General features: G+C 44.1%; 18 protein-coding genes and 1 pseudogene. 15 read left to right on the top strand and 4 right to left on the bottom strand.

Going from position 1 to position 26,119, the window contains the following annotated elements; translation table 11 throughout:
- Positions 1-3: 3 nt before the first annotated feature.
- From ACKKE8_RS29195 to ACKKE8_RS29160, 8 genes are all read left to right on the top strand, one after another.
- A complete protein-coding gene (locus ACKKE8_RS29195) occupies positions 4-993 on the top strand; it encodes a flagellar hook-basal body protein (protein WP_409176073.1) in 990 nt (329 codons plus the stop codon).
- 15 nt (positions 994-1,008) lie between these two features.
- Positions 1,009-1,842, top strand: coding sequence for a flagellar hook-basal body protein (locus ACKKE8_RS29190; protein ID WP_409176072.1), 834 nt, complete (start codon positions 1,009-1,011; stop codon positions 1,840-1,842).
- 34 nt (positions 1,843-1,876) lie between these two features.
- A complete protein-coding gene (locus ACKKE8_RS29185) occupies positions 1,877-2,131 on the top strand; it encodes a DNA-directed RNA polymerase subunit beta (RefSeq protein WP_016740209.1) in 255 nt (84 codons plus the stop codon).
- Positions 2,132-2,261: 130 nt separating this feature from the next.
- Positions 2,262-2,783, top strand: coding sequence for a CDP-alcohol phosphatidyltransferase family protein (locus ACKKE8_RS29180; protein WP_409176071.1), 522 nt, complete (start codon positions 2,262-2,264; stop codon positions 2,781-2,783).
- Between the two features lie 163 nt (positions 2,784-2,946).
- The gene (fabZ, locus tag ACKKE8_RS29175) at positions 2,947-3,405 is read left to right on the top strand and encodes a 3-hydroxyacyl-ACP dehydratase FabZ (RefSeq protein ID WP_137033611.1); all 459 of its coding nucleotides are present in this window, start codon (positions 2,947-2,949) and stop codon (positions 3,403-3,405) included.
- Positions 3,406-3,475: 70 nt separating this feature from the next.
- Positions 3,476-4,213 carry a WecB/TagA/CpsF family glycosyltransferase gene (locus tag ACKKE8_RS29170; protein ID WP_409176070.1) on the top strand — a complete coding sequence of 246 codons (738 nt, stop codon included), beginning with the start codon at positions 3,476-3,478 and terminating at the stop codon, positions 4,211-4,213.
- A 27-nt stretch (positions 4,214-4,240) separates the two neighbouring features.
- Positions 4,241-5,341: a glycosyltransferase family 4 protein gene (locus ACKKE8_RS29165; RefSeq protein ID WP_409176069.1), complete on the top strand. Its 1,101-nt coding sequence runs from the start codon at positions 4,241-4,243 to the stop codon at positions 5,339-5,341.
- A gap of 176 nt (positions 5,342-5,517) precedes the next feature.
- A complete protein-coding gene (locus tag ACKKE8_RS29160; RefSeq protein ID WP_409176068.1) occupies positions 5,518-10,026 on the top strand; it encodes an S-layer homology domain-containing protein in 4,509 nt (1,502 codons plus the stop codon).
- 77 nt (positions 10,027-10,103) lie between these two features.
- On the opposite strand, the gene ACKKE8_RS29155 is transcribed toward ACKKE8_RS29160, so the two are convergent.
- Positions 10,104-10,763, bottom strand: coding sequence for a YigZ family protein (locus tag ACKKE8_RS29155; protein ID WP_409176067.1), 660 nt, complete (start codon positions 10,761-10,763; stop codon positions 10,104-10,106).
- 272 nt (positions 10,764-11,035) lie between these two features.
- Here ACKKE8_RS29155 and ACKKE8_RS29150 point away from each other — a divergent pair, with 272 nt between their 5' ends.
- The 4 genes and pseudogenes from ACKKE8_RS29150 to ACKKE8_RS29135 form a co-directional block, all read left to right on the top strand.
- On the top strand, positions 11,036-12,244 hold the full coding sequence (locus ACKKE8_RS29150; RefSeq protein ID WP_409176066.1) for a TolC family protein: 1,209 nt from the start codon (positions 11,036-11,038) through the stop codon (positions 12,242-12,244).
- Between the two features lie 450 nt (positions 12,245-12,694).
- Positions 12,695-15,856 carry an S-layer homology domain-containing protein gene (locus ACKKE8_RS29145; RefSeq protein WP_409179225.1) on the top strand — a complete coding sequence of 1,054 codons (3,162 nt, stop codon included), beginning with the start codon at positions 12,695-12,697 and terminating at the stop codon, positions 15,854-15,856.
- A gap of 128 nt (positions 15,857-15,984) precedes the next feature.
- Positions 15,985-20,496 (top strand): Ig-like domain-containing protein, encoded by a 4,512-nt coding sequence (locus tag ACKKE8_RS29140; protein ID WP_409176065.1) that lies wholly within the window; start codon positions 15,985-15,987, stop codon positions 20,494-20,496.
- 863 nt (positions 20,497-21,359) lie between these two features.
- Positions 21,360-21,980: pseudogene (locus tag ACKKE8_RS29135) on the top strand (hypothetical protein); the annotation flags it as partial.
- 434 nt (positions 21,981-22,414) lie between these two features.
- On the opposite strand, the gene ACKKE8_RS29130 reads toward ACKKE8_RS29135, so the two are convergent.
- The 3 genes from ACKKE8_RS29130 to ACKKE8_RS29120 form a co-directional block, all read right to left on the bottom strand.
- Positions 22,415-22,927, bottom strand: a complete 513-nt coding sequence (locus ACKKE8_RS29130; RefSeq protein WP_409176064.1) for an SMI1/KNR4 family protein — start codon at positions 22,925-22,927, stop codon at positions 22,415-22,417.
- A gap of 21 nt (positions 22,928-22,948) precedes the next feature.
- Entirely contained in the window at positions 22,949-23,293 is a 345-nt protein-coding gene (locus ACKKE8_RS29125) for an HNH endonuclease (RefSeq protein WP_409176063.1), read from the bottom strand.
- Positions 23,294-23,368: 75 nt separating this feature from the next.
- Positions 23,369-23,845 carry a hypothetical protein gene (locus ACKKE8_RS29120; protein WP_409176062.1) on the bottom strand — a complete coding sequence of 159 codons (477 nt, stop codon included), beginning with the start codon at positions 23,843-23,845 and terminating at the stop codon, positions 23,369-23,371.
- 160 nt (positions 23,846-24,005) lie between these two features.
- On the opposite strand from ACKKE8_RS29120, the gene ACKKE8_RS29115 reads away from it, so the two are divergent.
- The 3 genes from ACKKE8_RS29115 (at position 24,006) to ACKKE8_RS29105 (ending at position 26,013) form a co-directional block, all read left to right on the top strand.
- A complete protein-coding gene (locus tag ACKKE8_RS29115; RefSeq protein ID WP_409176061.1) occupies positions 24,006-24,353 on the top strand; it encodes a site-specific integrase in 348 nt (115 codons plus the stop codon).
- Between the two features lie 104 nt (positions 24,354-24,457).
- Complete coding sequence (locus ACKKE8_RS29110; RefSeq protein ID WP_409176060.1) at positions 24,458-24,772, top strand: tyrosine-type recombinase/integrase; 315 nt, start codon at positions 24,458-24,460, stop codon at positions 24,770-24,772.
- Between the two features lie 788 nt (positions 24,773-25,560).
- On the top strand, positions 25,561-26,013 hold the full coding sequence (locus tag ACKKE8_RS29105; protein WP_409176059.1) for a hypothetical protein: 453 nt from the start codon (positions 25,561-25,563) through the stop codon (positions 26,011-26,013).
- Positions 26,014-26,119: the final 106 nt, after the last annotated feature.

Raw genomic sequence — 26,119 nt, 5'->3', positions numbered from 1 at the left:
TACGTGATCAGAGGCTTGTATACGTCTGCATCTGGCATGCTGGCTTTGCAGAACAGGCAAGAATCGCTGGCGAACAATTTAGCAAATATCAATACACCCGGGTTCAAACAGGACGTGGGTGTCATGCGTGCATTTCCGGAGCAATTGCTCTCACGCATGAATGATCATGAGGGACTGGATGTTCCGGGCATCCCTACTATGCCTGGACAACCTGCCATTATCGGGCGTTTGCACACAGGGGTATACATGTCGGAGGCGCTACCGAATTTTGCGCAGGGGGATATTGAAGAGACACGCAATCCGTATGATCTTGCGTTGATGGACAATATTCAGCCAGATCAGAATGGCAATGAGCGGCGGTTGTTTTACAGTGTGGCGCGGATTGAACAAGCAAACTTGGCTCAGCCAGCACAGCAAGAGGATATCCGCTATACGAGAAATGGTAACTGGAGCGTGAATTCAGAAGGTTACCTGGTGACAGCGGAAGGGTATTATGTGCTGGATAGTTCTAATCAGGCAATTCGTATTAACCATGATCCAGCACTCGGTACCAATGTCGGTCAAAACCTGAAAATTAACGAGCGTGGCGAATTGATGCAAGTTACCATTGATCCCATCACAAAAGCAGAACAGTATACGGCACTTCCTACTCATGCTAGATTGGGACTTGCGGTGGTAACCGATCCGCTGAAGCTTGTACGTGAAGGAACGAATGTTTTCCGATTTGAAGGTGACGTAGCGGTAGAAGGGATTGATTTGGCAGAAGCCAACGATCAGGCTGCCATAGCAGCAGGTACATACAATACTCCTACGGTCGAAGGACGTTTCGGTACACAACAGGGCTGGCGTGAACGCTCGAATGTAGACCCAGGTCAAACCATGACGAGTATGATGAGTGTGCTTCGTGCCTATGAAGCGAACCAACGGGTGATTACCACAATTGACGGTACGCTGGAAAAGGCTGCTAATGAAATTGGTCGGGTTAATGGATAATAGGAGGTAGGAAGGATGCAGTCGCTTAATATTTCCACATCAGCTATGCGCGGTATTCAGCAAGCGTTGGACAATACAGCCAACAACCTGTCGAACATTGATACGATTGGGTACAAGCGCAGGGTCGCATCGTTTTCCGAGCTTCTCACAGACTCAATGAATGAGCAGCCGGCAGCGGACAACCAAAATCGTAATACACCAGTGGGGATAAGAGTCGGTAGTGGAGCGCATCTTGCCATGACCAAGCTGGATCTCGGTCAAGGCAGTCTCAAGCAGACAGATGTGCCGACAGATGTTTTGATTGAAGGAGATGGCTATTTTTTGGTCACTCGTAAAATCAAAGATGCGAATAACATCACCGTGGATGAAGAAAGTCGCTTTACGCGTAATGGTTCTTTTAAGCTGACTTTTGATAATGATGAGAATGGATACGTATTGCACACCACTTCTGGTCATATTTTGACAGATGATAGTGGTACAAATATCGTATTCCCGGAGCCAGTAAAAAACATCTCGATTTCTCCTGATGGTACTTTTAATGCGGACGGAATGCCGGCACCTGTAAAAATTGGTGTATGGAATGTAGAGAACCCTGATCAGTTAAAGCAAGTCGGCGAGAATCTGTTTGATGCCGAATTGGCTTTCCGGGCAGGACCGCAAAGTAAATACACCAGTGCATATGATAGTGGTGTAACATTGCGCCAAGGTGCTCTCGAATCATCTAACGTCAGCATGACAGAGGAAATGTCCCAACTGGTGAACATTCAGCGTGCGTATCAATTGAACTCACGCGCAATCGGCATCAGTGATCAAATGATGGGCATTGCTAATCAACTGAGAAGCAGATAACCCATATAATTTCAGCATGACGGAGGAGAGGAGCATGGAACAAGGGAAGAGCAAACGTTTCCCGCGTCAGACCGAAGAAGTTAAGTCAAAAGCAAGAGAGCGGGAACGGAGCGGCAAAAATTGGCGGCTGAGAGTTGCCAAGATGGTGCTGGTCCCACTCCTGCTGTTTTTCTCACTGGTCATTGGTCTGATGATCGGATACGGTGGGGTTGGCAAGAAGCCAATGTCTGATGTATTCGATCTGGGAACCTACAAACATATGTGGGATTTAATGTTTGAAGATACGTAAATACTAAGCTGGACAAGCCCGAACCTATGGTTGGGGCTCTTATTTTTTCGAGGACTTGTTGTGGTGTTTGTCCACAGAGTATAATAGATCGAGTGGTTGAAAAAGGAAGTGACGATTTGAATACGGAGGGATGTCCGTGAATCTTCCTAATTTGCTTACGATCTTTCGCATCGTGCTCATCCCTTTGTACCTGTATGTCTTTTTTTCGGAGTTTCCGTATCATGTTGAAATCGCTTTAGGCATTTTGATTTTGGCGGGAGTGACCGATATTGCGGACGGGTACATCGCGCGGAAGCATAAGCTTGTGACCACCATCGGAATGATGTTAGATCCTCTGGCAGATAAATTAATGATGCTGGCGGTCATCGCCTCATTATTTTTGACAGATCGTATCAGTGTATGGGCTGCCCTGTTTTTCTTTGTGCGGGATCTGGCAATGATAGTAACAGGAGCTGTTTACCACTTCCGCGGGAAAAAAACCGTCCCGGCAAACGCCTACGGCAAGCTGACAACTGTTCTTTTGTATGTTGTCATTCCGCTGGTTATGTATCGCTATGAGTACAGTGAAGCGATACTTTGGTCGGTTATAGCGTTCTCCTTTATTGCGAGCGCGATTTATCTGGCAAAGGCTCGACTATTGAACCGCGTGTAAGGTTGAAAAAGAGCACTTCCCGCCTTTGGGGAGGAAGTGCCCCTTTTATCTTAACCCCGCTTGTCCGTTCAACTGGGGCGGGAGTTATGTATATTGTTTCGTTGATTTAAGGGTATTCATGCATAGACAAGTCTAGTTAAGTATGGAAATGGAGCGATACATAGTGGAAATCAAAGCGCCTTTGGATATTATGCAAATTCAGGAAATCATCCCGCACCGTTACCCGTTTTTGTTGGTAGACAGAATTGAAGAGCTGGAGCTAGGGAAAAAAGCGGTTGGAATTAAAAATGTCACGATAAATGAACCGTTTTTCCAAGGCCATTTTCCTGGTTATCCAGTCATGCCTGGTGTCCTTATTGTGGAAGCATTGGCACAGGTTGGGGCAGTAGCGATGCTCAGCATGGAGGAACATCAAGGAAAAATCGGACTGTTTGCAGGTATTGATGAATTCCGTTTCAAAGATCAGGTGAAGCCGGGAGATACGCTGGTACTAGAGGTTGAGCTGACTCGTGTGCGTGGTACCGTCGGCAAAGGGCATGGAAAAGCATTGGTAAATGGGAAAGTAGTAGCAGAGGGTGGATTGATGTTTGCCCTGACTGCAGGAAATAAGGCACATTCATGATCATCTTGAATGTGCCTTTCTTTTCGGGTAGAATGGCTAATGGGCAACTCCATGCATTGAAGGTGAAGAAATGACCAAACAGGTCGCAACCATATTAGATGTGCCATTTACGACTCGCGGTTTCCGTGAGACTGTCGATCATATAACAGAGCGCATACAAAGCGGTCAAAAGACCCACGTGGTGACTGCTAATCCAGAAATCGTCATGGTAGCGAGAGAGAATCGCGCTTTCCGTTCTATTGTAGAACAAGCCTATGTCGTTCCAGATGGGATTGGAATCGTGTACGCTGCTAAATGGACGAATCAGCCGATTTATGAGCGCGTTACAGGTGTGGAGCTTCTGGAAGCGCTCATGGGGAAAGCCGATCAACATCAGTGGGGCGTGTATTTACTCGGCGCCAAGCCAGATGTCATTCATTTGGCAAAAGACAAACTGAGTGCTCGTTATCCGAACGCCCGAATCGTCGGATGTCGGGATGGCTATTTTCGCCCAGAGGATGAAGCTCAAATTGTACAAGAAATTGCCGAAGCGAAACCGCAGCTCCTGTTCGTCGCATTGGGTGCGCCCAGACAAGATGAATGGATGGCGAAGTATCGCGATCAGTTAAATGCCTCCCTGATGATGGGGGTAGGCGGAAGCTTTGACGTCATTTCCGGGAAAGTGAAGCGCGCTCCCGAGATTTGGCAAAAATTGCATTTGGAATGGTTTTATCGACTTGCTTCCGAGCCTTCTCGCTGGAAGCGTCAACTGGCTATTCCCCGGTTTGTTCTAACCGTATTGAAAGAAAAATGGAGTAGCCGTTCCTAGATGCATCCGTAGAGAGGAGAACAGTCGATGTCTACACTAATCCTCGGATTTCTGACTTCGCTGATCATATCGTTTATTGCAACACCGTATGTAAAAAACCTGGCTGTAAAAGTAGGCGCAGTGGATGCCCCGAACCAGCGAAAGGTACACACGCGAATCATGCCACGTATGGGTGGCTTGGCTATTTATATCGGCTATCTGGTAGCATTCTTCCTGTTTGTCCCGTATACGAGCCTATCGGAAATGTTGGGAATTTTCATCGGAAGTACGATCGTTATGGTCGTCGGTATGCTCGATGACAAATACCAGCTCTCGCCGAAGTGGAAGCTGCTCGGACAGCTAGTCGCAACAGCGATTGTCGTTATTCCTTTTGGCTTGAAGATCGGCGTCGTGAATCTGCCGTATAGCGGAAGCATTGATTTCAGCAGTGGCTGGCTCTTCTGGCTCGCGATTCCGATTACGATGCTTTGGATTGTCGGGGTAACGAATGCGGTCAACCTGATTGATGGTCTCGATGGCCTGTCGGCAGGTGTGTCTGCAATTGCTGCAGGAACAATGGGTGTCATGGCCTTGTTGATGGACGATTACAAGGTAGCGACCTACTGTTTCGTGCTCCTCGGAGCGATCCTGGGTTTTCTCTACTTTAACTTTCATCCGGCTCGTTTGTTCATGGGCGACACCGGTTCGCTTTTCTTGGGCTTTAATCTGGCTGCACTGTCGATCATGGGCTTTAAAGAAGCGTTGTTCGTTTCCTTTATCATTCCAATCGTCGTGCTGGGTGTACCGCTCTGGGATACGTTCTTCGCCATCGTGCGCCGGATCGTGAACAAAAAGCCGATTTCGAGCCCAGACAAAGGTCATTTGCATCACTGTTTGCTGAACATGGGTCTGTCGCATCGGTCGACTGTACTCACGATTTACTCGATTAGCATTTTCTTTGGAATGATGGCGATTCTGCTGACGAAGACGACGAAGTGGACTACGATTATTGTCATGGTCGCGCTACTGATTGTCATTCATCTTGGAACGGAGATTGTTGGACTCGTAAGCCGCCGACACCGTCCACTGATCAATACGTATCGACGGATTAAAATTAAACAGACCGATCAACAGCGTCGGACGAACTAAAAATACAAAGAACCCTAGCATCCATTTGGTGCTAGGGCTTTTTTTCGCCAAAATTTAGGGGGAAACACTTAAGTACAGAAGGGAATTGTCCGATAAATAAAGGGAGATGGATTATGCCCGATCATTTCTAATGCGGGACAAAAAAGCGATTCATAATAACACAGAGAGGTGAAAAAATGAACAAGTCCTATCAACAATTCCGTCGTTGGCTGGCAATGTGCCTGACGATGATGCTGATTGTAACAGGTGTATTGCCTGCCGTTCCTGCTTTTGCTGCATTCGGTTCCAACTGGAACAATACAACAGGTGTTCAGACACCACCCGACTATATTGCGTCAGGAAATAGTGGGGATGGTAAAACGTATAGCACGCCGATCAAGACCAAATCCAAGTTGATACACAATGTTGTGCTTACATACAACAATTCCACCAAAAATGGTCAAGGCGTTGATGTACTGATTGATAATGTTCCACTTGCGAACAATCAACTATTTGTAAACGAAAAAATTACACTGCCTGATTTTCAACTGAATAGCAGTGGAGCAGTAACAAAAGTTACAGTGAGGCCAAAAGTAACGGTCGAACCAACGAACGATACAGCAGAGATTTTCTTTCAGTACACACCAAATCCTGCTGCTCCTGGATTAGGTAAGCTAACATTTTTAAACACCGGACAAGGTGAGCATCAAAGTGATCCAATTAAGGTAACGAACAGAACAGTTTCAAATTTGAAATACCTGTATGATGTTTCAGTTGGTCTGGATAAATCACAGGCTGTCGAAGTTCAAGTAAACGGAGTAACTGTTCGAACAGTAAACGGCCCTGGAGGTACCTTGCCAGATATTGATTTATCTCCAGGTTTGAATGCAGTTCAGTTGTTTGCGCCAAATACAGGAGAACGTGACATCATTTATTATGAGTACAACTCGCAGAACAGCCCAATCTCCATTACCAACTTCTCTGGTGGAACGACAGCCTATACCCCAGTGATTTATGGGGATTCCACCATAACTCTAATTGGTACATATGGTAGTGGAGTAACAGGAAGCAGTTTGCGATTGAAGATTATTACAAACAATGGTCAGTCTGAACAAAATTTAGCAAATACTGCGCCAGCGATTAATGGTAGTACATTTACCTTTAGCAATATTGGCTTGAAGCCGGGTCTGAATCAAATCTCCTTCTACGAAAAGGTTGGAAATGTAACAAAAGAGCACTATCAGTTCTATGTTCAATACAACAACACGCCTCTGGTTAGTGATTTGAAAGTAAATGATACACCGCTGAACGATCCAAATGTCAATACGAGTCCGACCTATATCACGGTTCCTTCTCTCAACCGTCTGAATTTGAATATGGATGGGAAAGCGCTCAATGCAGATACCGTTGAAGTGAAAAACATGCGTACAGGTGACGTAGTCAAAACACAGGTAAACCGTACAGGTTCCTTTGGATTGAGTGTCCCATCCCAACTTGGTGAAAATACTTTAGAGATCAGAGTATTTAACCAAAATAAAGAGGTTGGGACGTTTGTCCGCAAGTTGTTGGTCACCACTACATCATCCGGAAGCTCGGATCAATTTTATAAAGTAATGTTGAATGGAGTATCGCTTCTGCCTAACCAGCAATCGACGTTAACAGGCCCAGCAACTTCTCCAGTTATGGCACTGCATGGTTCGGCACTGCTAAAATTTGTAGATATTGCTGGTGAGCAGCAGTTCCAAGAATTCAAGGTTACAATTTCCGAAGGTGCAACGAAAAAAGAATACAAGAGTGCAGACGGGGTAAGCTTTACACAGATTGGTAACCCGCAAAGCGGATTTACGGAATATGCCGTAAATATGCCGACGATACCTGCAGGTAGCTTCGTGGACGGTAAAACGTACAAAGTATCTTTGAGCTATCAATACCTGACAAAGGCATCGGATAATACCGTAACGTCTCCATCGGGCTTTATTAATGTCGCGAACTACGAGTACGAGTTCAAATACTTGGATAGCTCCAAGCCGAACATTTCACAAGTGATTAATTTGGCAAACGCACAAGTATTGTCTCCGACGGTTGCGAATATAATTGTTACTTCACCGTTGGAATTGAAGGTAGTTACGAAAAATATATCAAATCCAACCAGTGCAACGATCACATATAACGGACAAGCGTTAACTTCAGGAACAGACTATGTAATTACGACTGGGACAGATGAATTTACACTTACTCTGAAAAAGCTGCCCCAGGGTCAAGGGAAACTGGTGATTGGATATACTAGTGCAGCGGGTTCATTATCTGCTGCTTACACCTTGGATATTCGCATTACCCCATTTGCTCAAATTACCTATGTAGATGCAACTGGACAGGTACGCAGCTTCGAAGATGGATATCAAGTAAAGAGTGAGAATGACATTCGCAATCTCGACGGGAAAGTGTACAACTATGTTTTGAAGTCAGGTAACATTGAGGCAACGCTGAACGGCGCAGCCATCACAGTTTCTGATATTGATACAAGCAAAGGTACATTCCTTATCAAAAAAGATCAGCTCGCTTACAAAAAAGGCAATAACGTCCTGAAAATCACCTTGAAAGACGATCCACAAACAGTTTTCACCTATAACGTTTCCTACAACTCATCCAAGACGCCATCTGTGGAGAACATAAAGCTGGAAATTATTTCAAATGGCAAAACCGAAGAGTTGACCAAGAAGGCGGGCGATGCTACCTATAAGACAGGTGCCAACTTCTTGACCAACTTGAGCTTTACAGTAAATGATGCAACACATGTCTACATCGAAAAGAACGGGAAACGTATCAATGATTTCCGCTACAAGAGTGGAGATTGGGAACAAGATTCGACGAACCAGGAGTACGTAAAAGCACGCCTCGAAGCAGCGTTGAATAACGATTTGGAAGACTTGTTCGATGATCACAACATTGATTCACAGTCTCGTTCCCAATTTGAAGGAAAGATGACCACGAAGAAATACGGCGATCTTGTTGAAGAAGTGCAAGATGCTGTGACTGATGCCAAAGAACAGGAGCAGAAACTGGCCCTCTTCCCACTTACGTTGAAAAAGGGTGGAACAACGGTCTACACCATCGTAGCCGAAGATGACAATGGTACTGTCATTCGCTATGACATTAACATCGATCAGAAATATTCCAGTTGGGAAGTTCTGTCCCCAGTAAAAGCAAAAGAAAACGATCCATACGTTATCGTAAATAGCAACAGTGCTGTTGTGAAAGTGTTTGCGGAAAATGCGGACAAAGTATTGTTCGGCAAAACAGAGGCAAAAGTAACCAATACAAGCAACCCTGACTTCTACTACGATGACGATCAGGGTAAAACAATCCCAGAGACCTACTATGTGTTTACGTCTACGGTTGCACTTAAAAAAGGTCTGAACACGATCAAATTCTCTGTTGTGGTAGGCGATAGCACCTATAAAGACGAAATCAAGATTTACAATGCGAGTTCGACTGTAAATGGTGCAGAATATCGTGATGTATTAGGGAAGAAAACTACTTTCAGCGTATTTGATAAGCAGTTTGAACTGAAGTTCCCAAAAGGTACCGTATTGCTGTCACCAGATGACAGCCGTGCTGGTCAAGAAGTGAAGAATCCTAACGGTGATATTTTTGTCGATGTACCTCTATACTTCGGTATGGCAGACCGGACAACAGGACAAATAAACATCGACGAGGATAATTTGGAAGAACGACTGGTACTGGAAGCTAACTTTAACTATGCAAGTCCCCTGTACTATGTAGATGCAGGTGATACAGAAGCTCCGGGTGGTCGTGATCCATACCACGATGAAGGCGATGCAGAAGACTTCAAGAGCCGTTGGCAAGACAATCTGGTTCCTAGCCTTCGCGGTACACTTACCATCAAATACGATCCATCCATCGTAAACGCAGCGAATAACATCCTGACCGTTTACTATCACAATGGGGATGAATGGAAAAACATTGGTGGCGTAGTGAGTACAAGCAAAAAGACTGTTACGGTGCCGTTTGCTGGTTTTGGTTATTACATGGTCATGAAAACGAGAGAAACATACGATGATGTCATCGGACATGATTTCGCTCGTGATGCAATTGAGACGCTGTACGCCAAAGGAATCATGCCAGCATACAGTGGAAGCAGCTTTGGCGCTAACCGTGACATGACTCGCGGTGAATTTGCAACCATGCTGGTCAAATCGATGGATCTGCCAATTAACGCTGGACCATATCGAGATAGCAACGAGCGCGATCCGTTAGAACCAACCTTTACCGATGTTCGTCCGAATCGCGATTCGTGGGATTATCAGTACAAATACATTGAGACGGCTGCTCGCGCTGGGATTATTCGTGGAAAACAACCAGGGTACTTCCGTCCAGATGAAAATCTTACTCGCGAAGAAGCTGCAATCATGATCGCACGTGCGCTTAATCTCAAATTGGGCACACTCGATGCTTCCAAGCTGGCTTTGAACAAAATGTTCTCAGATGCCAAAGACGTTAGCTACTATGCAGCTCCATCCGTACTTGCTGTCAGCAAGGCGAAGCTGATGAACGGCGAAATAGATAATCCAGGTGAGAAAAAGTCAACCTACAGCTTCAAACCAACTAACAACCTGACGCGTGCTGAGATGGCTGTCATCACCATCCGTGTCATGGTCCAACTCAAAAAACTGCCTAAGCAGTAAGCCGAGATATTTCGCCATATATAATAGAAGAAAAGCTGAAGAGGTCATCGCCTCTTCAGCTTTTTTCATTGAGAAAATTACTCTTCTTCCACATCTCCAACCGCGTCTACAGGAACCTCCACATATTCCTTTTCCCCGAGCTCGATCTGAGCCTGTCCATTCGTCAAATCAACCATTCGTGCGACAAACTCATCCTGTTCACCCTCAGGGATCAGCACATGCGCAGTCACCTTGTCTGTAAAATCCGTACCACTCACGCGATGCTCGCCTAGACGCAGTTCGTTTTCCACTTTGCCCCACCACGTATAGTCCACGCTGACAGAGATCGTCTGATGTAGCGTGTGCACCACGATCTTCGCAGCCTTCAATGCAGTGACCGTTCCAGCTGTATAAGCCCGAACGAGTCCACCAGCCCCGAGCTTGATTCCGCCGAAATAGCGCGTGACGACCACGACCGTATCCTTCACGCCGTTTTTCTTGATGCATTCCAGGATCGGCTTGCCTGCCGTACCGCTAGGCTCCCCGTCATCACTCGAGCGCTGAATCTGATCGTTTTCCCCGATGACAAAAGCGGAACAGTTATGGGTAGCATCCCAGTGCTTCTTTTTTATCATCGCGATAAACGCTGTGGCTTCTTTCTCAGTGGTAACCCGCTGGGCATATCCGATAAAACGGGAGCGCTCAATGACGATATAGTCATCACCGTAGCCAGCAATGGTTTTGTATTGGGTAAGCATCGTACAATCACCTCAAGAAAAGGATAGCATGTCAAAGAAATGTTGGCGAACACTGAAATGTTTTTGACACATAATCGTAGTACTCTATGTGGTGTTTGTGGAATAAAAAAGGATAGGGAGGAGCTACTTATGATTCCCTTATGAAAATGCTGGTATGGCATAATTTTGCGTGTGAGAAGTATAACTCTGTGATATAGTGATCTTGGGACAAACCACATATTTAATGTGGTTAATAATTTTATGCTCAATATAAAATGAAGGAGTGGAATTCAGTGAATTTTCCATATTCGAAAAAGAAATGGATGTCTATCAGTTTGGCGGCATTATTAACAACAGCACTTGGCGCAGGCACCTTGACGGCATCTGCGAATACAGGCTCCGATCAAGCAAAGGCACCTGCGACTGTACAAGCATCTAACGATAAAGTAGCAGCTGAGGCAGGCAAAGATAATACAGCAACGCCAGATGCTACCGCAGCAGATGAGTTGACGTTGGAAAAAGCCATTGAACAGGCTATGAAGACGAACGCTACATTGCAAAATGCTCGTTTCGATGCGAGAAATGCGGATATTAGCAGCTCTCTAGCCTACAGAAGTACCGCTTCCATGACAGCAGACATGCTGGAAACTTTGGATGATGCAAAACAGAAGTTTGTGACAAACGCGACAGCCGAAATGAACAGAAAGCTGAACGCGTTGGCTGTTAAGTCCACAGAAGGAAAAATCAAACTTGGTGCACAAGATGCTTATTACAAGCTGATTTTTGCTCAAGATGACGTGAATCTGAAGAAACAAAGTCTGGCGCGTGCAGAAGCACAACTGAAGGTAGCCAAGGCTGCATTTGATGTAGGAACCAACGCCAAGACAGATGTCCTCGAAGCAGAAGCGGGAGTAGCCGCAGCAAAAGCAGCGCTGACGGCAGCTGAAAACAATTTGGAAATCGAGCGTATGAACCTGAATGACTTCCTTGGTGTGGAATTGCAAAAGGAATGGAAAATCGTTTCTTCGAATAAGCAAATGGCCCCCATTGCGATGACGATGGCAGAAGCGGAGAAGGAAGCACTCTCCAAACGTCTCGAAATCACAAAAGGTGAGGAAGAGCTCAAGCTCGCTGAATTGAACGTGAAGCTGATTGCGGAATATACGGCAGCCTCTACTCTTCAAGGTCAACAAGCTCGCAACAACGTAGAAAAAACGAAACTCTCCATTGACGAGGCAAAACGGACCGTCTCCAAAGACGTTGCGCAGTCCTATCTTAATCTGAAAACAGCGCGCGAGGCAATTGACTTGCAAAAAGCAGCCAAGGACGCAGCGGCTGAGAGCTATCGCCTGAAGAACTTGCGCTATGAAAATGGCCTCGCGACGACTCTGGAAGTCATTAATTCAGAGGAACAATTGTCCAGCCGTGAGAATGAATACCAAAAATCGATTCTGAATTACAATCTGGCAGTCGTAAAATTTGAAACAGCTCTTGGAAACTAATCAAAAGAAGCAAGAATTGTAAGCTTTTGAATCAAATTGGAAAAAGGTTCAGTCGTGACAGCACGCCATATGTCCCCTATAATACGGAGTGTGGCGGATGTCACTTCGTACATAATGAACAGGTGAATAACGAACCACGAAAAAAACTTTAATTTTTTTTCGAAGGCGCCGCAACTTTTGATTCGCTCAGGCGTTTAATAGGATGTCACACGAAAAACGGGGAATTGTGTAAAAAAGATTCACGAATTCTAGCAGTTGTGTTACACTAGTGATTGTTGCATTTTACACAATACTGAATATACTAGAGATTTTTAACACAAAAAGCGAGGCTTTCCTGCGAAAGGAGGTGACACGCGCTTGCAGGATTCGGGCTTTAAAAAGAAAGATAGATTAACAACAAATATTCCCCAAGAACAATTTGTTTATACTAGAGGAGGAGAACACAAGGTTATGAAAAAGGTCGTTAACAGTGTATTGGCTAGTGCACTCGCACTTACTGTTGCTCCAATGGCTTTCGCAGCAGAAGAAGCAGCAACTACTACAGCTCCTAAAATGGACGCTGATATGGAAAAAACCGTAAAACGTCTGGAAGCTCTTGGCCTGGTAGCAGGTTATGGCAACGGCGAATACGGTGTAGACAAAACTATCACTCGTGCAGAGTTCGCTACTCTGGTTGTTCGCGCTCGCGGACTGGAGCAAGGTGCGAAATTGGCACAATTCAGCAATTCTTATACAGATGTAAAATCTACTGATTGGTTTGCTGGTTTCGTAAACGTAGCTTCCGGCGAAGAAATCGTAAAAGGTTTCCCGGACAAATCTTTCAAACCACAAAACCAAGTTACTTATGCTGAAGCTGTAACTATGATCGTTCGTGCACTGGGTTATGAGCCATCCGTTAAGGGTGTATGGCCTAACAGCATGATCTCCAAAGCTTCCGAGCTGAACATTGCTAGAAGCATCACTACTCCTAACAATGCAGCAACTCGTGGCGACATCTTCAAAATGCTCGACAACGCTCTTCGCGTAGACCTGATGGAGCAAGTTGAATTCGGTACTGACATCCGTCATGAAATCACGAAAGAAACTCTTCTGACTAAATACCTGAAAGTTACTGTTCGTGACATGGAATGGGCTCAAGAAGCTGGCAACGACAGCGATGACCTGCCATTGGTAACTAACGTACCAGCTATCGGTCTGGGCAAAATCAAAGCTAACGAAGTTACTTTGAACGGTAAAGACGCTGGTATCGGTAACACTACTTACAAAGTAGCTGACGGTATCAACGCTAACGATTTCGCTGGTCAACACGTACAAGTGTGGATCAAAGACGACCGTGAAGACGTAATCGTTTGGATGGAAGGTTCCACAGACGAAGAAGTTATCATGGACCGCGTGGGCGAGTTCACATTGAAAGGCAAAACTATCGACGATAAAGATTTAGAAGATCTGAAAAATGCTGATCTGGCTGATCTGAAATTGGAGTTGGATGCTAGCGAAAAAAGCTACCGTTTCAACAAAAACACTCAAGTAACTTACAACTTCACTCGCTTCAACGATGCAGTTGATGGTTTGAAAGATATCATCAAGGACAACGCTGCTGGCAGCTTCACTTTCGGTGCAAAAGTTGTTCTGGACAACAATAACGAGATTGCTTACATCCACGTTATTGACGACCAATCCATGAACAAAGAAGAAGACGGCGTTAAATACGGTTCCGAAGTTATCTCCAAAATCGATGCTGATAAGAAGAAAATCACAAACCGTGATAACGACAAGTTCAACGAACTGGAAGACAAAGAAGAAGGTAAAGACTTCTTGGTATTCCTCAACGGTAAACCATCTAAATTCAGTGAGCTGAAAGAAGGCATGGTTTACAGCGTATACTACGCTGATGGCGACGAAGACAAACTGCTGGTATTCGCTACTGACACAGTAGTAGAAGGTAAAGTAGACAGTGTTGTTACCCGTAACAGCAATGACGTTCGCCTGAAGATTGGCGACAAAGTTTATCGTGTCTACGAAGGTGCAACTTTCTCCGATGACGGTAACAAAGATGTTCAAGACATTGACAAAGACAACTGGGATCTGGTTGACAGCTTGGACGACGAAACAGTAAAACTGTACCTGGATGCTTCTGGTCGTGTTCGTCACATCGAAACGAAGGATGCAATTGACGATCGCAAACAAAAAGCAATCGTCACTCGTGCAGCTACTTTCAACACAAGCAAAGACACTTGGGATTTCAAAGTATTGACTCAAAAAGGTAAAGAAGTAACTGTTTCTTTGGAAGCGAAAGACATCTATGACTTTAATGGCAAGAACTACTCAAGAAACGGTCAAAACGAGAATGATCTCAAAGAAATTCTGGTACCAAGCAAAGATAAAGACACTCTCCTTGTTGAATTGACGCTTGATGCTGATGGCAAACCAGACAAAGTTGAATTCATCAAGCCAGTGAAAGTTATGGAAGAATCTGGCAAGGCTTGGGATGACCTCGCTGATGAAGACGATGACATGGTTGGCGACTACGAAGTTACTGACAAAACGGCTGTCTTCAACATGACTGGTGAATTGGTTGAAGGCGGCGAAAAACGTGCAGAACTGAAAAACGCTAAAACTGCGAAGTTCAAAGACGTTGCTGATGAGAACGACCTGTCCGTAATCTACACAATCAACGATAAAGACGAAGTAGAAGCAATCTTTGTTGTTGAAGGCGAAGGTTTGACCGGCGATGCTAAATACGGTATGGTTAAAGAATTCGACCGTAAAGGCGGAAAAGACACCATCAAAGTATGGATTAAAGATGGTGATAACATCGTTGAAAAAGAATACAAATTGGATGGCTCTTCAGACGATCTGAAGGATGAAGATCTCCGCCGTGGCGACTTCATTGCATTCACTTTGGATTCCAACGATGAAGTTATCGTTGACGATGTAGTTGAAGTTGTTGACAAAAACGAAAAAGGTACACTTGCTCAAGTAGCTGGTGAATCTGACTTGAAAAAAGCTAACATCTCGAAATTCATTGTTGGTCTGGTTGACGACGTAAATAAAGACACCATCACTTACAAAGATGCGGATGACAACAAGCAGAAAGCTAGGATCAAATCTGCTACAGCTTACTTCGATTTGTTCGATGATCTGGGTGGCGTAGATGGCGTAAACGAAGGCGACTACGTTGTAATGATCGACAGCGCTGACGTTGACGGTACGAAATACGACTTCGTTCTGATTGTTTCCGATGAGAAGGAAGTTCGTAAAGAAAACCTGGAAAAAGATGCAGAAGCATTCTTGAAGCAAGAAGCAGGTGAAGAAACACCAGAGTGGGATGCTCTTAAATCCAGCTACAACGGTACTTGGGTAGCAGCTGGTTCTGTTATTCACCAAGCTAATGTAGAATTGAACAGCGACATCAAAGTATCCGATGTTAAAACTGTAGAATTCTACGTTGGTGGTAAAAAAGTTAGCGAAGATGATCTGAAAATCGTAGAACAAGGTAACGGCTACAAAGTTACTTACTACGGTGACAAAGCTGTAAGTGAAGCTGAAATCCGTGTAACTAACGATAAAGGCGAAACTGACAAAGCAAAAGTTAAATACACAGAAGCGTAAGAATTACGTTTCTAGTAAGTAGTCCCTTAGGGATACAGAATTAGAACATGGAGGGGATGTGGTCCCCTCTATGTTCTACATACCCTACAAAAATAGAACTTCCTATCAAAATTACGGAGGGGTAGTACGTGAATAAAAAAGTAGCTCTCTCAGTTCTTTCTACCGCAGTAGTAGCTAGCATGGCGGCTTCTGCTTTTGCAGCACCACTCGAAGGTGTATATGTTGGCGGAAATGTAAAAAAATACTATCACACTGATACTTTGTTCGAAATGACTAAAGAAGCAAGAGCGCAATACAAAGCTCACCTGAAAGCTGTTGGCGAAGACAATATAGTATTCGTTGACCACAAAGGTAAAGGTGCTTCTATCCAAGAAATCTTCGATGAAGGTAAAGCAAAAGCTCTTGAAGAAAAATTGGTAAAAGAAGATTTTGCTGATCTCTATCAAGTAGTTAAGCCAGACGGTACTACTTCCGGTACTGAAAATGCTAAAGATAAAGTAGATCCAGCTACAGGTGAACTGCAAGTTGAATCTGTAAGTGCTATTAACAAAACAACGATTGAAGTGAAATTTACAGCAGCTGTTGATGCTGTAGAAGTATCTAACATCACACTTTCCAAAGGTAAAGTTGATACAGTTAAACTTTCTGATGACAAGAAAACTGCAACCGTTGGCTTCCAGGGCTTGAACTATGGTGAGAGCGTTACTGTAAAAGTAGCTGGAGTTAAAGCTGGTGACAAAGTAGTTCCTGAAAAATCAGAGACAATCAAAGTTCCATTGATCAACGAGATCTATGAACTGGCAATCAACTCTGATGATGCGGACAATGTAATCCTTGCTGATGGCGCGACCAAAACCATGTTGACTGCCACTCTTAAGGAAAAGAAAACTGGAAATGTAGCTGATGTAGATGGCGTTGTCAAGTTCTCTGCTACAAAGGGCGGTATTGCTCAAACCGAAGTTACCCTTGAAAACGGTAAAGCATCTGTTCAATTGACATCTGCTGCATCTGATACAAGCATTGTATCTTTCATCACCGTAACCGTTGTTGATGCTCCGGCAGCTAAGGAATATGAGGGTCTCACTGGACAATTCCAAGTAACCTTCTCTCCAGATCCTGGTTCTGAGAATCCGTTAAAATTCGTAACTGCTGTTAAAGCTGAATCCAACCAAGCAGACCGTTTCTTCGTAACCTTCTCTGACAAGATTAGTGCTGTTGATTACAAAAAAGTTGTGACCGATCCTAAGTATAATGGTCAGAAGTTTGGCATTAACGTTGACGGTTATGAGGTAGCAGTGAAAGATGTCATTCAAAAGTCGGATAAAGTTCTTGAGTTCATCCTTGACACCGACAATTTAGGATCTAAGAAACCTACATCTAATAAGATTAGCCGTGCAATCACAGGTGATTTAACAGCTCCAAACTATTTGCAAGATAACGAAACACATATCCTGACTTTCCCTGCAAATGTAGGTGAACTCGTTCTCGCTAACACAGGTATTCAGTTCATCGTAACTGACGCTAAGCGTCCATTTATCTATGGGGTAGAATCACAAGATCAGCTTGAATTCAAAGTGAAATTCTCTGAATCCATGGCTGAAGACTTGGCGGAAGGCGTAGATGGGCAAGTCAACGATAAATTCTTGCTCGACGGTAAGAAAGTTCGTTTGCACGAAGGCACTGCTACTGCTGCACAAGTAGCTGATGCAAAGGCGAAAAATGAAGTTATTGTTACTAAATTGGAAGTTGGATCCTATAACGCACTAACTGGTCAAGACACACGCAATTACGTGAACTTCAAATTGCATCCTGACTTTAAGCTTGGTGCAGGTAACCACCAAATCCAGATCGCGAATGTTGGTGACTGGGCTGCGCTCGTTGACTCTAACAACTTGGTAACTACGCAAACATTTGACTTTAATGTTAAAGTCGATGATGGCAAGCCTGTACCAAGCATTGAAGTTCAATCTCCAGAGCAATGGTTGATTTCCTTTAACACGACAGTAACTTCTATTGAAGATAAAACTGTTGAGGATGCATTTAAGCTCTATAAAGCTGATGAACTTGCGACACCACTGGTTTACGGTGAAGATTACGTCATCACTCCAGTAAATGAAGAAGGTAAGGCAATCGGCGCTACTATTCAGGCTGGTGAAGTTGTTCCATACGCAGATAAATACCTTGTTGAGTTCACAAAAGACTGGACTGTCTACTATGGAACTGACTCAACAAAAGATAACTACTTCACCTCTACTAAAAATCCTTATAAGGTAGTAGTTAACAACTTGCGCAACGGCCTCTACAACCAAATGAACGAGACTCCATTGAGCGTTACTCTGAATTTGGATGGAGTATCTCCTACAATTGCTAGCGCAGTTGACGTAGGTACATTGGAAAACAAAACTGCTAACGGTCATGTCGTAACTGACAATGGTCAAGCGGTATTTGTAAAAATGAGCGAACCAGTTCAAATTACTCAAAATGGAAACACACTCCCATTGACACCAAGCCAAAAGCAACTCAACGGTACTGGAATTCCACAGCCTACATTTGAGTTTGTTAAGGGCGATAAAGTAGTCCTTGGTAAAGTTAAAGATGGCACTGTATGGGAAGATGATAAAGACTTCGTCGTTGTTCCAGAAACTACACTAGAAGGCGGAACTTGGACTCTGTACATCCGTTCGATTTCTGACGATGTAGGAAATACCTCTGCTACGGTTAATACCCAAGTAACGGTACCTGCTACTACTACTATTACAGATACCAAAGTGGCGTGGTCTGCATTCGACAACGATGGAGATAAAGATTATCTCTACATCAAGTTTACAAAAGAAATGGATCCTTCCGGAGCAGCTGGCGTATCCCGTACAACGAACTACATCTTCAACGCTGTAGCATTGCCAGATGGTTCTCAAGTTGTTCGTGGTATTAAAAATGTTACTAACAATTGGGATGGCGTAACCATCGAAATGCCTAAAGGTGGATTCGACGGTGCGAACCGTGGAGAAGTTGACTTCCGCTCCGTATTGAACGTTGCGAACAACTTTAAAGCAGCTGATGGAGAAGTCCTCTCTGGACCATATGAGGTTCAGCTGGAAGACACTAATCATGATGCTCCTTTCACTGACAATGACATGGTATTCGAAGCAGTTTACTACAACAAAGATGCATCCGCTGCTTTGAATGATGCAGCAGTATTGGGTGCAACTGCATTCGATGAAGATGCTGATGGTAAGATTGATGCAGTTGAACTGAAACTTGACAAAGCTGTAGATTTTGCTGGAACTGATGAAGTGAAAGTGAATGGTAAAACATTCAAGTACGCTTCTGGTACTGGCACTACATTGGTCAAGTTCACTGCAATCAGTGATTCCAATGAAGTACCAGGTACTGATGCAACAAAACTTCAAGTTACTGCATTCAACGGTGGCATTATCATTAATGATGGCCTTGTCGTTGATAAAGCAATACCAGTCGTAACAGCTCTGAAAGGCGCTGCTGGAAGCAAAAACGTAACTCTTACGTTCTCTGAAACAATTAAGTCAACAACTGGCGATGGAAAATTGACTAAAGACGACTTTGAATATGTTGAAGCTACAGTCGCAGGCGGAACTACAAATGGTCCAATCGCAAGTGTAGCGACAAACAAAGGTAAAGTTTCTTCCTTGGTAGTAACTCTTACCAACGAACTGAATGCGACAGATGCGAAAAATGACTTTGCAAAACTGCTGAATACTGTAGTTGACTTAGCAGATAATGCAGCAACTGGCACGCCAACACCTGCTAACAACGCACCTACAGTTGCAAATCCAATTCTAGACAAAGCAGGTACTGCAGGTGGTGCTGTAGTAACAGTTGACGCTTCCAACACCTTTGCAGATGCAGATGCAGATACGCTGACTCTTGCTGCAACTTCTAGCAATGCAGCAATCGCTACAGTTACTGTAAATGGTAACAACATCGAAGTAACGCCAGTAGCTGCAGGTACTGCAACTATCACTGTAACTGCTAATGATGGTAAAGGTGGCACTGTCACTGAAACTTTCGATTTCGTTGTGAACCCAGCTGCTCCAGCTAACAACGCACCAACAGTTGCAAATGCAATTCAAGACACAACTGGTACAGTAGGTACAGACGTAACAGTAAATGCCTCTGGTACTTTTGCTGACACAGATGGCGATACTCTGACTCTTACAGCAGCATCCAGCGACAGCGCAATCGCAACTGTAGCAGTTAACGGAACCGATGTAGTAGTTACTCCGGTTGCTGCAGGTACTGCAACTATCACTGTAACTGCTAATGATGGTAAAGGTGGCACTGTCACTGAAACTTTCGATTTCGTTGTGAACCCAGCTGCTCCAGTTAACAACGCACCAACAGTTGCAAATGCAATTCAAGACACAACTGGTACAGTAGGTACAGACGTAACAGTAAATGCCTCTGGTACTTTTGCTGACACAGATGGCGATACTCTGACTCTTACAGCAGCATCCAGCGACAGCGCAATCGCAACTGTAGCAGTTAACGGAACCGATGTAGTAGTTACTCCGGTTGCTGCAGGTACTGCAACTATCACTGTAACTGCTAATGATGGTAAAGGTGGCACAATCACTGAAACCTTCGACATCACAATCTCTTAAAAAAATCACGAAACGTTACTTCATAAACTCATCTGAGTGAAAGAAGTGGAGAAGACCCCTTAGACAAGGCAACTACGCGGCGTCTAGGGGGTTTTCTCTAACTATTTTGTTGAATCGATTGGTGCAATTCCAATCCATGAGAACAGCCTAACCACTCATGTGCCTAATCCTCCTGCATGGAAAGCAGTCCTATAACCAACTGCTCCCGTGAAGTCAGGTGAAGTCGTACTTGCATAAAGCAAGGCGGGGCTCCTTAAAAGTTGGCTATGGTTAGGCGACGAATCCATGTTGACCCAATGCGAGATAGCTGTTGTTAGGTAGTTAAGCGCTAGGGGTTTAACAACAGTCGATGTGCGCGAAATCGTACAAACGAAACAGGAATAATTCAGGCTGTTAAACCTGTTTTTCTCGTATTGTATAGTGGGGACCTAAGGTCAGCAAAACAAGGGATAGACAAGGTGGAACGTTTGAAGTCTTATCAGAAGAGGTGGGATAGCACCAGTGAGGCTGATAAGATGGCAGCGGGTTCGTAGTAGTGTAGATGGCTTGCCGTTTGTACCCGTAGTGGTAACACAGGCGGGGAGGAGAAAACTGGCCGGAGCGAAGGAACCCAGTCAGCGGATAAGAAGGATACGAGAACTTACAATGGGCGTTGTAGTTTCTCAAGTCTACAAATGAAGAACAACAAAGTAGGATTGCAGAAGGATTCGTTCTGCAATCCTCTTTGTTGTTTCATGAATTTCATTCCTTCTTATTGGTTGATGAAACGCCGTGTGCGATGAAAGTCGCCTGCACGGTGTAGGCTCGAATCGAAAGCCCTCTAAAATAGAAGGTTATAAGTCGAGAATTGCAACCATGCACCTGTTGTCCAAGATTCCATTGCCGCACAGGTTGTGTCTGTGGATGACGGAGAATTCACATTAGACGCAAGTCATGCTTTTCGCGATGATGACGGTGATCAGCTTAAGTTGACAGCTGCTTCGGGTGATTCATCGGTCGCAACAGTATACATCCAGGGAACAGACCTGGCCATAACACCGGTAGCTGCTGGGATCGCAAATATAACGCTGACGGCAGATGATCAAAAGGGCGGTACCGTTTCTCAGACGTTTATCGTTACAGTTACGAACTCAACACCTGCTAAGGCAACAATAACCGATCCTGGGCATGAATGGTTTACAGAGTTAGAAGTTACGTTTGACGAGCCTTTAGATGATGAGACCACAGCTATAAACAATATTGTGGATCTGATTGTAAATTCACGTGTAGATTTTTACTATCCTGTAAATGATACGACAGACACGATCAAGGTTAAGTCCATAAGATGGGATCTCTCCAATCGTAATCGTCCAATATTATATCTTGAGACTGAACCGAGAGCACTTGGTCAAGGCTATTTCGAATTGGAAATGACTTTTGTTTCGAATCAAGTGAAGGATTTGTCTGGTGATGTAACCAGCAAAGCGACAGGTGTTGTTCATTAATAGGGCAAACATTTCTGCTGTGTTCAAAGATGTTAGAAAAAGAGCTTGCCTCGAAAAGGAGGCAGGCTCTTTCTTTTGCCAGGACTAGCTGCAAAACACTAAAAAAACTCGCTGCATAACTCTTCCTGAGGGATTGCCACTAAGTACTTTCAAATAACATCATATCAAGATAAATAACTGAACATCCTGCATAATATAAAGAATGCAGTTAGGGGTACCGCCAACCAAATGCGAAATTTGTACGGTAAGACCTTAGCGATCATGTAATTCACAATGGTGCCGTCAGCAAAACGCGAAATTCCCACGTTAACCAAACCAGCGTAGCTGTCACAGCTGACGAAACAACTAGAAAACTAGAGAAGTCCCATTATTAAAAAAGGGATGTCTCTCAGTCGAAAAATCGACTTTTGAAACAGCCCCTTCTTTCTTTCCACTTACCAAGTCCAAAACTCTGTTCCTTGAGCAATGATTAATCTTTCCAACCAAGTTTCAAAATTCATCTTCATAGTTGATCCATTTTCTGGAATAACGTCATCATCATGATCAAAGCGAACTAAATAATGCGCTTTTCCTTCTTTTACACGATTTGAATCAATAAAGATATAGTCACCATTGCTCACAGAGATTGGATACCAATGTTTAGGCATATAATCAAGATGATTGTGTATAATTTTCTCTAGGCTTAATAGCTCATATCCACCTCCATATTTTATGTCCCGGAAGAGCCTAGCTCCATTGTGTATTTTTATGAATTTTTGGAAATCTACTGGTATGCTCCATCCTGTAACTCTTATAAATTTTTCCATCTCAGAATCAGTTGCTGGAGTATTAAATGAAAAAACTGCTTGATACACATCCCCTCCTGGATTTTGCACCAACAGTGTGTTGTCTTTATCAAGCCGACTTTTCAATCCCTCTAGTGCCATTAAGCAAATATTTCCTTCCAAAAGCAGATCTCCTTTCCTGCTTTAGTAGTCATCTCCATCTGGTATGTACTTACCATAAGATGCCCACCAAGGGGTAACTTCCTGCCTATGAAAATCCTCTGGTAATGGAATCAAGTTGTCGAAGTCATTGTACCCACCATAAGCCAATGGAATAATATGGTGGATATCTACATCGCTCCAATTAAAATTTGGTACACCATACTTATTCTCATACCATTTAATATATTCCTTCCTAACTCCTGGATCTCTTTGTTCTCGCTGGGATTTAGGAAGCCAAGCGAGGTCTGCTTCATCAGGCTCAAACATTTTTATTCTACTATGAGCGTCTCTATACTTAGGATATTCAATACCCTTTTTGTTAAGCAAAAATTCTTTTCCTACCTTATGGTCTGCATCGGATTTTCCATTGGGCCATGTTGCTAATGACGTGCTTACAGTCCGCTAAAAATTTGTATCTACAATGCTGACTGGATCGCTTACTTTCATTGCTGTTTCTTTTATTTCGGGAGCTGTAAAGGTGTAGTGAAAAACATCTTCATCACGGTATGATCGTTTCCGATTAGTTGAAGACTCCAATGTTACTTTCCCGGTAATCATTGCCACCCTGGCAACATTGATATCCTCAATTTCTACATACGAAACGATTTCTTTGTTTCGTTCATCTATTATCAGACCCGCTACAAGTTTAACACCCGAACCTCCTGTTTTTGAACGAAGGGAGACTTCCTCACCTGTATTTTCTTCCAGATGCAACTCCTGAACTTCATGCTCTGATATTTCGAAATTCTTGTCTAGTTTTTCTCCGGTTTCATCTTCAAGTTCTTCTATTGCCGATAGATGAATTGAAGAAAGTTCCTCTGCGTTTAAAAGTTCACCTGTACCAGAATCAATAGTAAGTTCAATTTCCGTTGCAAGCACTACCGCATTCTCGACCCAGAGGATGTCCGTCAGGCTTGGAGTAACGATAAGGTTAAGATATGGCACGCTTTTCGGAAGTTCACGTCTAGTAGTAGAGAGTAACCGCCCTGCGCCAATCAAAAGGAGCAGGGCATTTTTGCGTTTTCAGGAGGGAGAAATATTGAATCCGATCAAGGAGTTCGAGCAATACCTTGTAGAGAACGGGATTGCTCCAAAGACAATTGAATCCTACGTAGGTGACGTGAAAGGCTTTTGTACGTTCTTGCAAGGAATGGGCGTGGAGCAACCGACCGATTTGAAACGCTTCTACGTCTCCAGCTTTAAGAACTACCTGACAGAAAACAAGTACGCATTGGCAACCATCAACAAAAATATCAACTCGGTACAGGCGTTCAACCTGTTTCTGATCGACCGCAAGCTGGCTACAGAACAGGTCGTCACGCTACGGAAAGACAGGATCACGGTGGCCGCTGGCAGTGAGGGAGAGAGAGGTGGATGTACTTTCTGAGCTGGAGGTCAACCAGTTGCTGTTCTTCGTACAGGACAGGAGCAAAGTCAGCCTACGGAATCACCTGATTGTTTGGCTTCTGTTGTACACGGGTGTTCGTGTGAGTGAAACTATGCGGGATTCAACTGAGTGACCTAGACTACCTCACTAACACGCTACGGGTAACAGGCAAAGGTGGGAAGTACAGAGAGGTTCCTCTTCGCCCTGACCTTATCGATCTAATCAAGGAGTACATTCGTTCAGAAAGACAAGGAAACAAGCACAGAGACAGTCCCTATCTTCTTCTGAGTCAGCGAGCGGAGAAGTTGCACAAGGACACGGTCAATACGCTCCTAGAAGGCATGGAAAAGCAGCTCGGCTTCAAGCTGTACCCGCACAAATTCCGCCACACACCTGACTCTGGCAGAAGTTCAAGCTGAAGTTACTAAGGTAAACAATCCTTAATAAAATCACGAAACGTTACTTCATAAACTCAACTGAGTGAAAAAAGTGGAGAAAACCTCTTAGACAGAGCATCATTGCAAAGTCTAAGAGGTTATTCTCTAACTACCCTGTCGAATAGATTGGCGCAATTCCAATCCATGAGAACAGCCTAAGATACTCATGTGCCTAATCCTCCTGCACGGAAGCAGTCCTATACCAATTGCTCTCGTGAAGTCAGGTGAAGTCGTACTTGTGGAAGAAGCAAGGCGGGGCTCTTTAAAAGCTGGCTATGGTCAGGAGACGAATCCATGGTGACCCAATACGAGATAGCTGTTGTCAGGTAATGAAGCGCTAGGGTTTTGGCAACAGTCGATGTACGCGAGATCGCACAGACGAAACAGGAACAATTCAGGCTGTTAAACCTGTTTTTCTCGGATTGTATAGTGGGGACCTAAGGTCAGCAAAACAAGGGATAGACAAGGTGGAACGTTTGAAGTCTTATCAGAAGAGGTGGGATAGCACCAGTGAGGCTGATAAGATGGCAGCGGGTTCGTAGTAGTGTAGATGGCTTGCCGTTTGTATCCGTAGTGGCAACACAGGCGGGGAGGAGAAAACTGGCCGGAGCGAAGGAACCCAGTCAGCGGATAAGAAGGATACGAGAACTTACAATGGGCATTGTAGTTTCTCAAGTCTACAAATGAACAATTTCCAAAAAGGATTGCAGAGAGAGATCATTTCTGCAGTCCTTTTTGGCGTTTCATGCTGTTTAAGACGACTGTTGAAAATGAATGACAGTGCTTCAGCGATCTTTTTCCAGCTATATGATGCGATTTATCAAGAGTTAAAAGCAGATTATAATATTACAGGAAGTGGAACGTCTATTTATATTAATGAACCGACTCAAGAGGCAGACAAAGATATTACCATCACGTTAGAAGATCTAGACGCGACAGGTGTCACTGGAGTAGGTTCAGAATGGAACAAAGGAGTTGCTGGTACGGGAGGAGTAGCTGAGGTAAATGAACTTGAAATTACTGAGGTTGGTTCTGGAGCGATGGATGTGCGTGTTAACTATACCGACGGATCCTTCTTTTTAAACGAGACTGTTACCGTTACCCTACAAGGTACAGAAACACCTTCTGAAGTTGCAGACAAAATTGCCTCACTCAATGATGGCAAAGGGATATTCCGCCAAAATATCACTGTTTCTGGGGCGAGCGTAATCAAAAATAGATAGAAACGAAGTTTAACCAAGATTATTAAAAGAAGGCTTAATACGGGGCTTATCATATCTGTCGGTGGATTTCGTATTTACCCCAAAAGAGTCTGACTCGCAGAGGCAG

It is taken from the genome of Brevibacillus fortis (assembly GCF_046196545.1).
Classification (GTDB): domain Bacteria; phylum Bacillota; class Bacilli; order Brevibacillales; family Brevibacillaceae; genus Brevibacillus; species Brevibacillus fortis_A.
The sequence above is the reverse complement of the archived record's forward strand: the minus strand, read 5'-3'. Positions and strand labels throughout refer to the sequence as shown.

What these genes read in the sequence shown, in the direction of transcription:
- ACKKE8_RS29190 (WP_409176072.1), top strand. Translation starts at nt 1,009, where the DNA reads ATGCAGTCGCTTAATATTTCCACATCAGCTATGCGCGGTATTCAGCAA.
- ACKKE8_RS29185 (WP_016740209.1), top strand. Translation starts at nt 1,877, where the DNA reads ATGGAACAAGGGAAGAGCAAACGTTTCCCGCGTCAGACCGAAGAAGTT.
- ACKKE8_RS29180 (WP_409176071.1), top strand. Translation starts at nt 2,262, where the DNA reads ATGTCCGTGAATCTTCCTAATTTGCTTACGATCTTTCGCATCGTGCTC.
- ACKKE8_RS29170 (WP_409176070.1), top strand. Translation starts at nt 3,476, where the DNA reads ATGACCAAACAGGTCGCAACCATATTAGATGTGCCATTTACGACTCGC.
- ACKKE8_RS29165 (WP_409176069.1), top strand. Translation starts at nt 4,241, where the DNA reads ATGTCTACACTAATCCTCGGATTTCTGACTTCGCTGATCATATCGTTT.
- ACKKE8_RS29160 (WP_409176068.1), top strand. Translation starts at nt 5,518, where the DNA reads ATGAACAAGTCCTATCAACAATTCCGTCGTTGGCTGGCAATGTGCCTG.
- ACKKE8_RS29155 (WP_409176067.1), bottom strand. Translation starts at nt 10,763, where the DNA reads ATGCTTACCCAATACAAAACCATTGCTGGCTACGGTGATGACTATATC.
- ACKKE8_RS29145 (WP_409179225.1), top strand. Translation starts at nt 12,695, where the DNA reads ATGAAAAAGGTCGTTAACAGTGTATTGGCTAGTGCACTCGCACTTACT.
- ACKKE8_RS29105 (WP_409176059.1), top strand. Translation starts at nt 25,561, where the DNA reads ATGAATGACAGTGCTTCAGCGATCTTTTTCCAGCTATATGATGCGATT.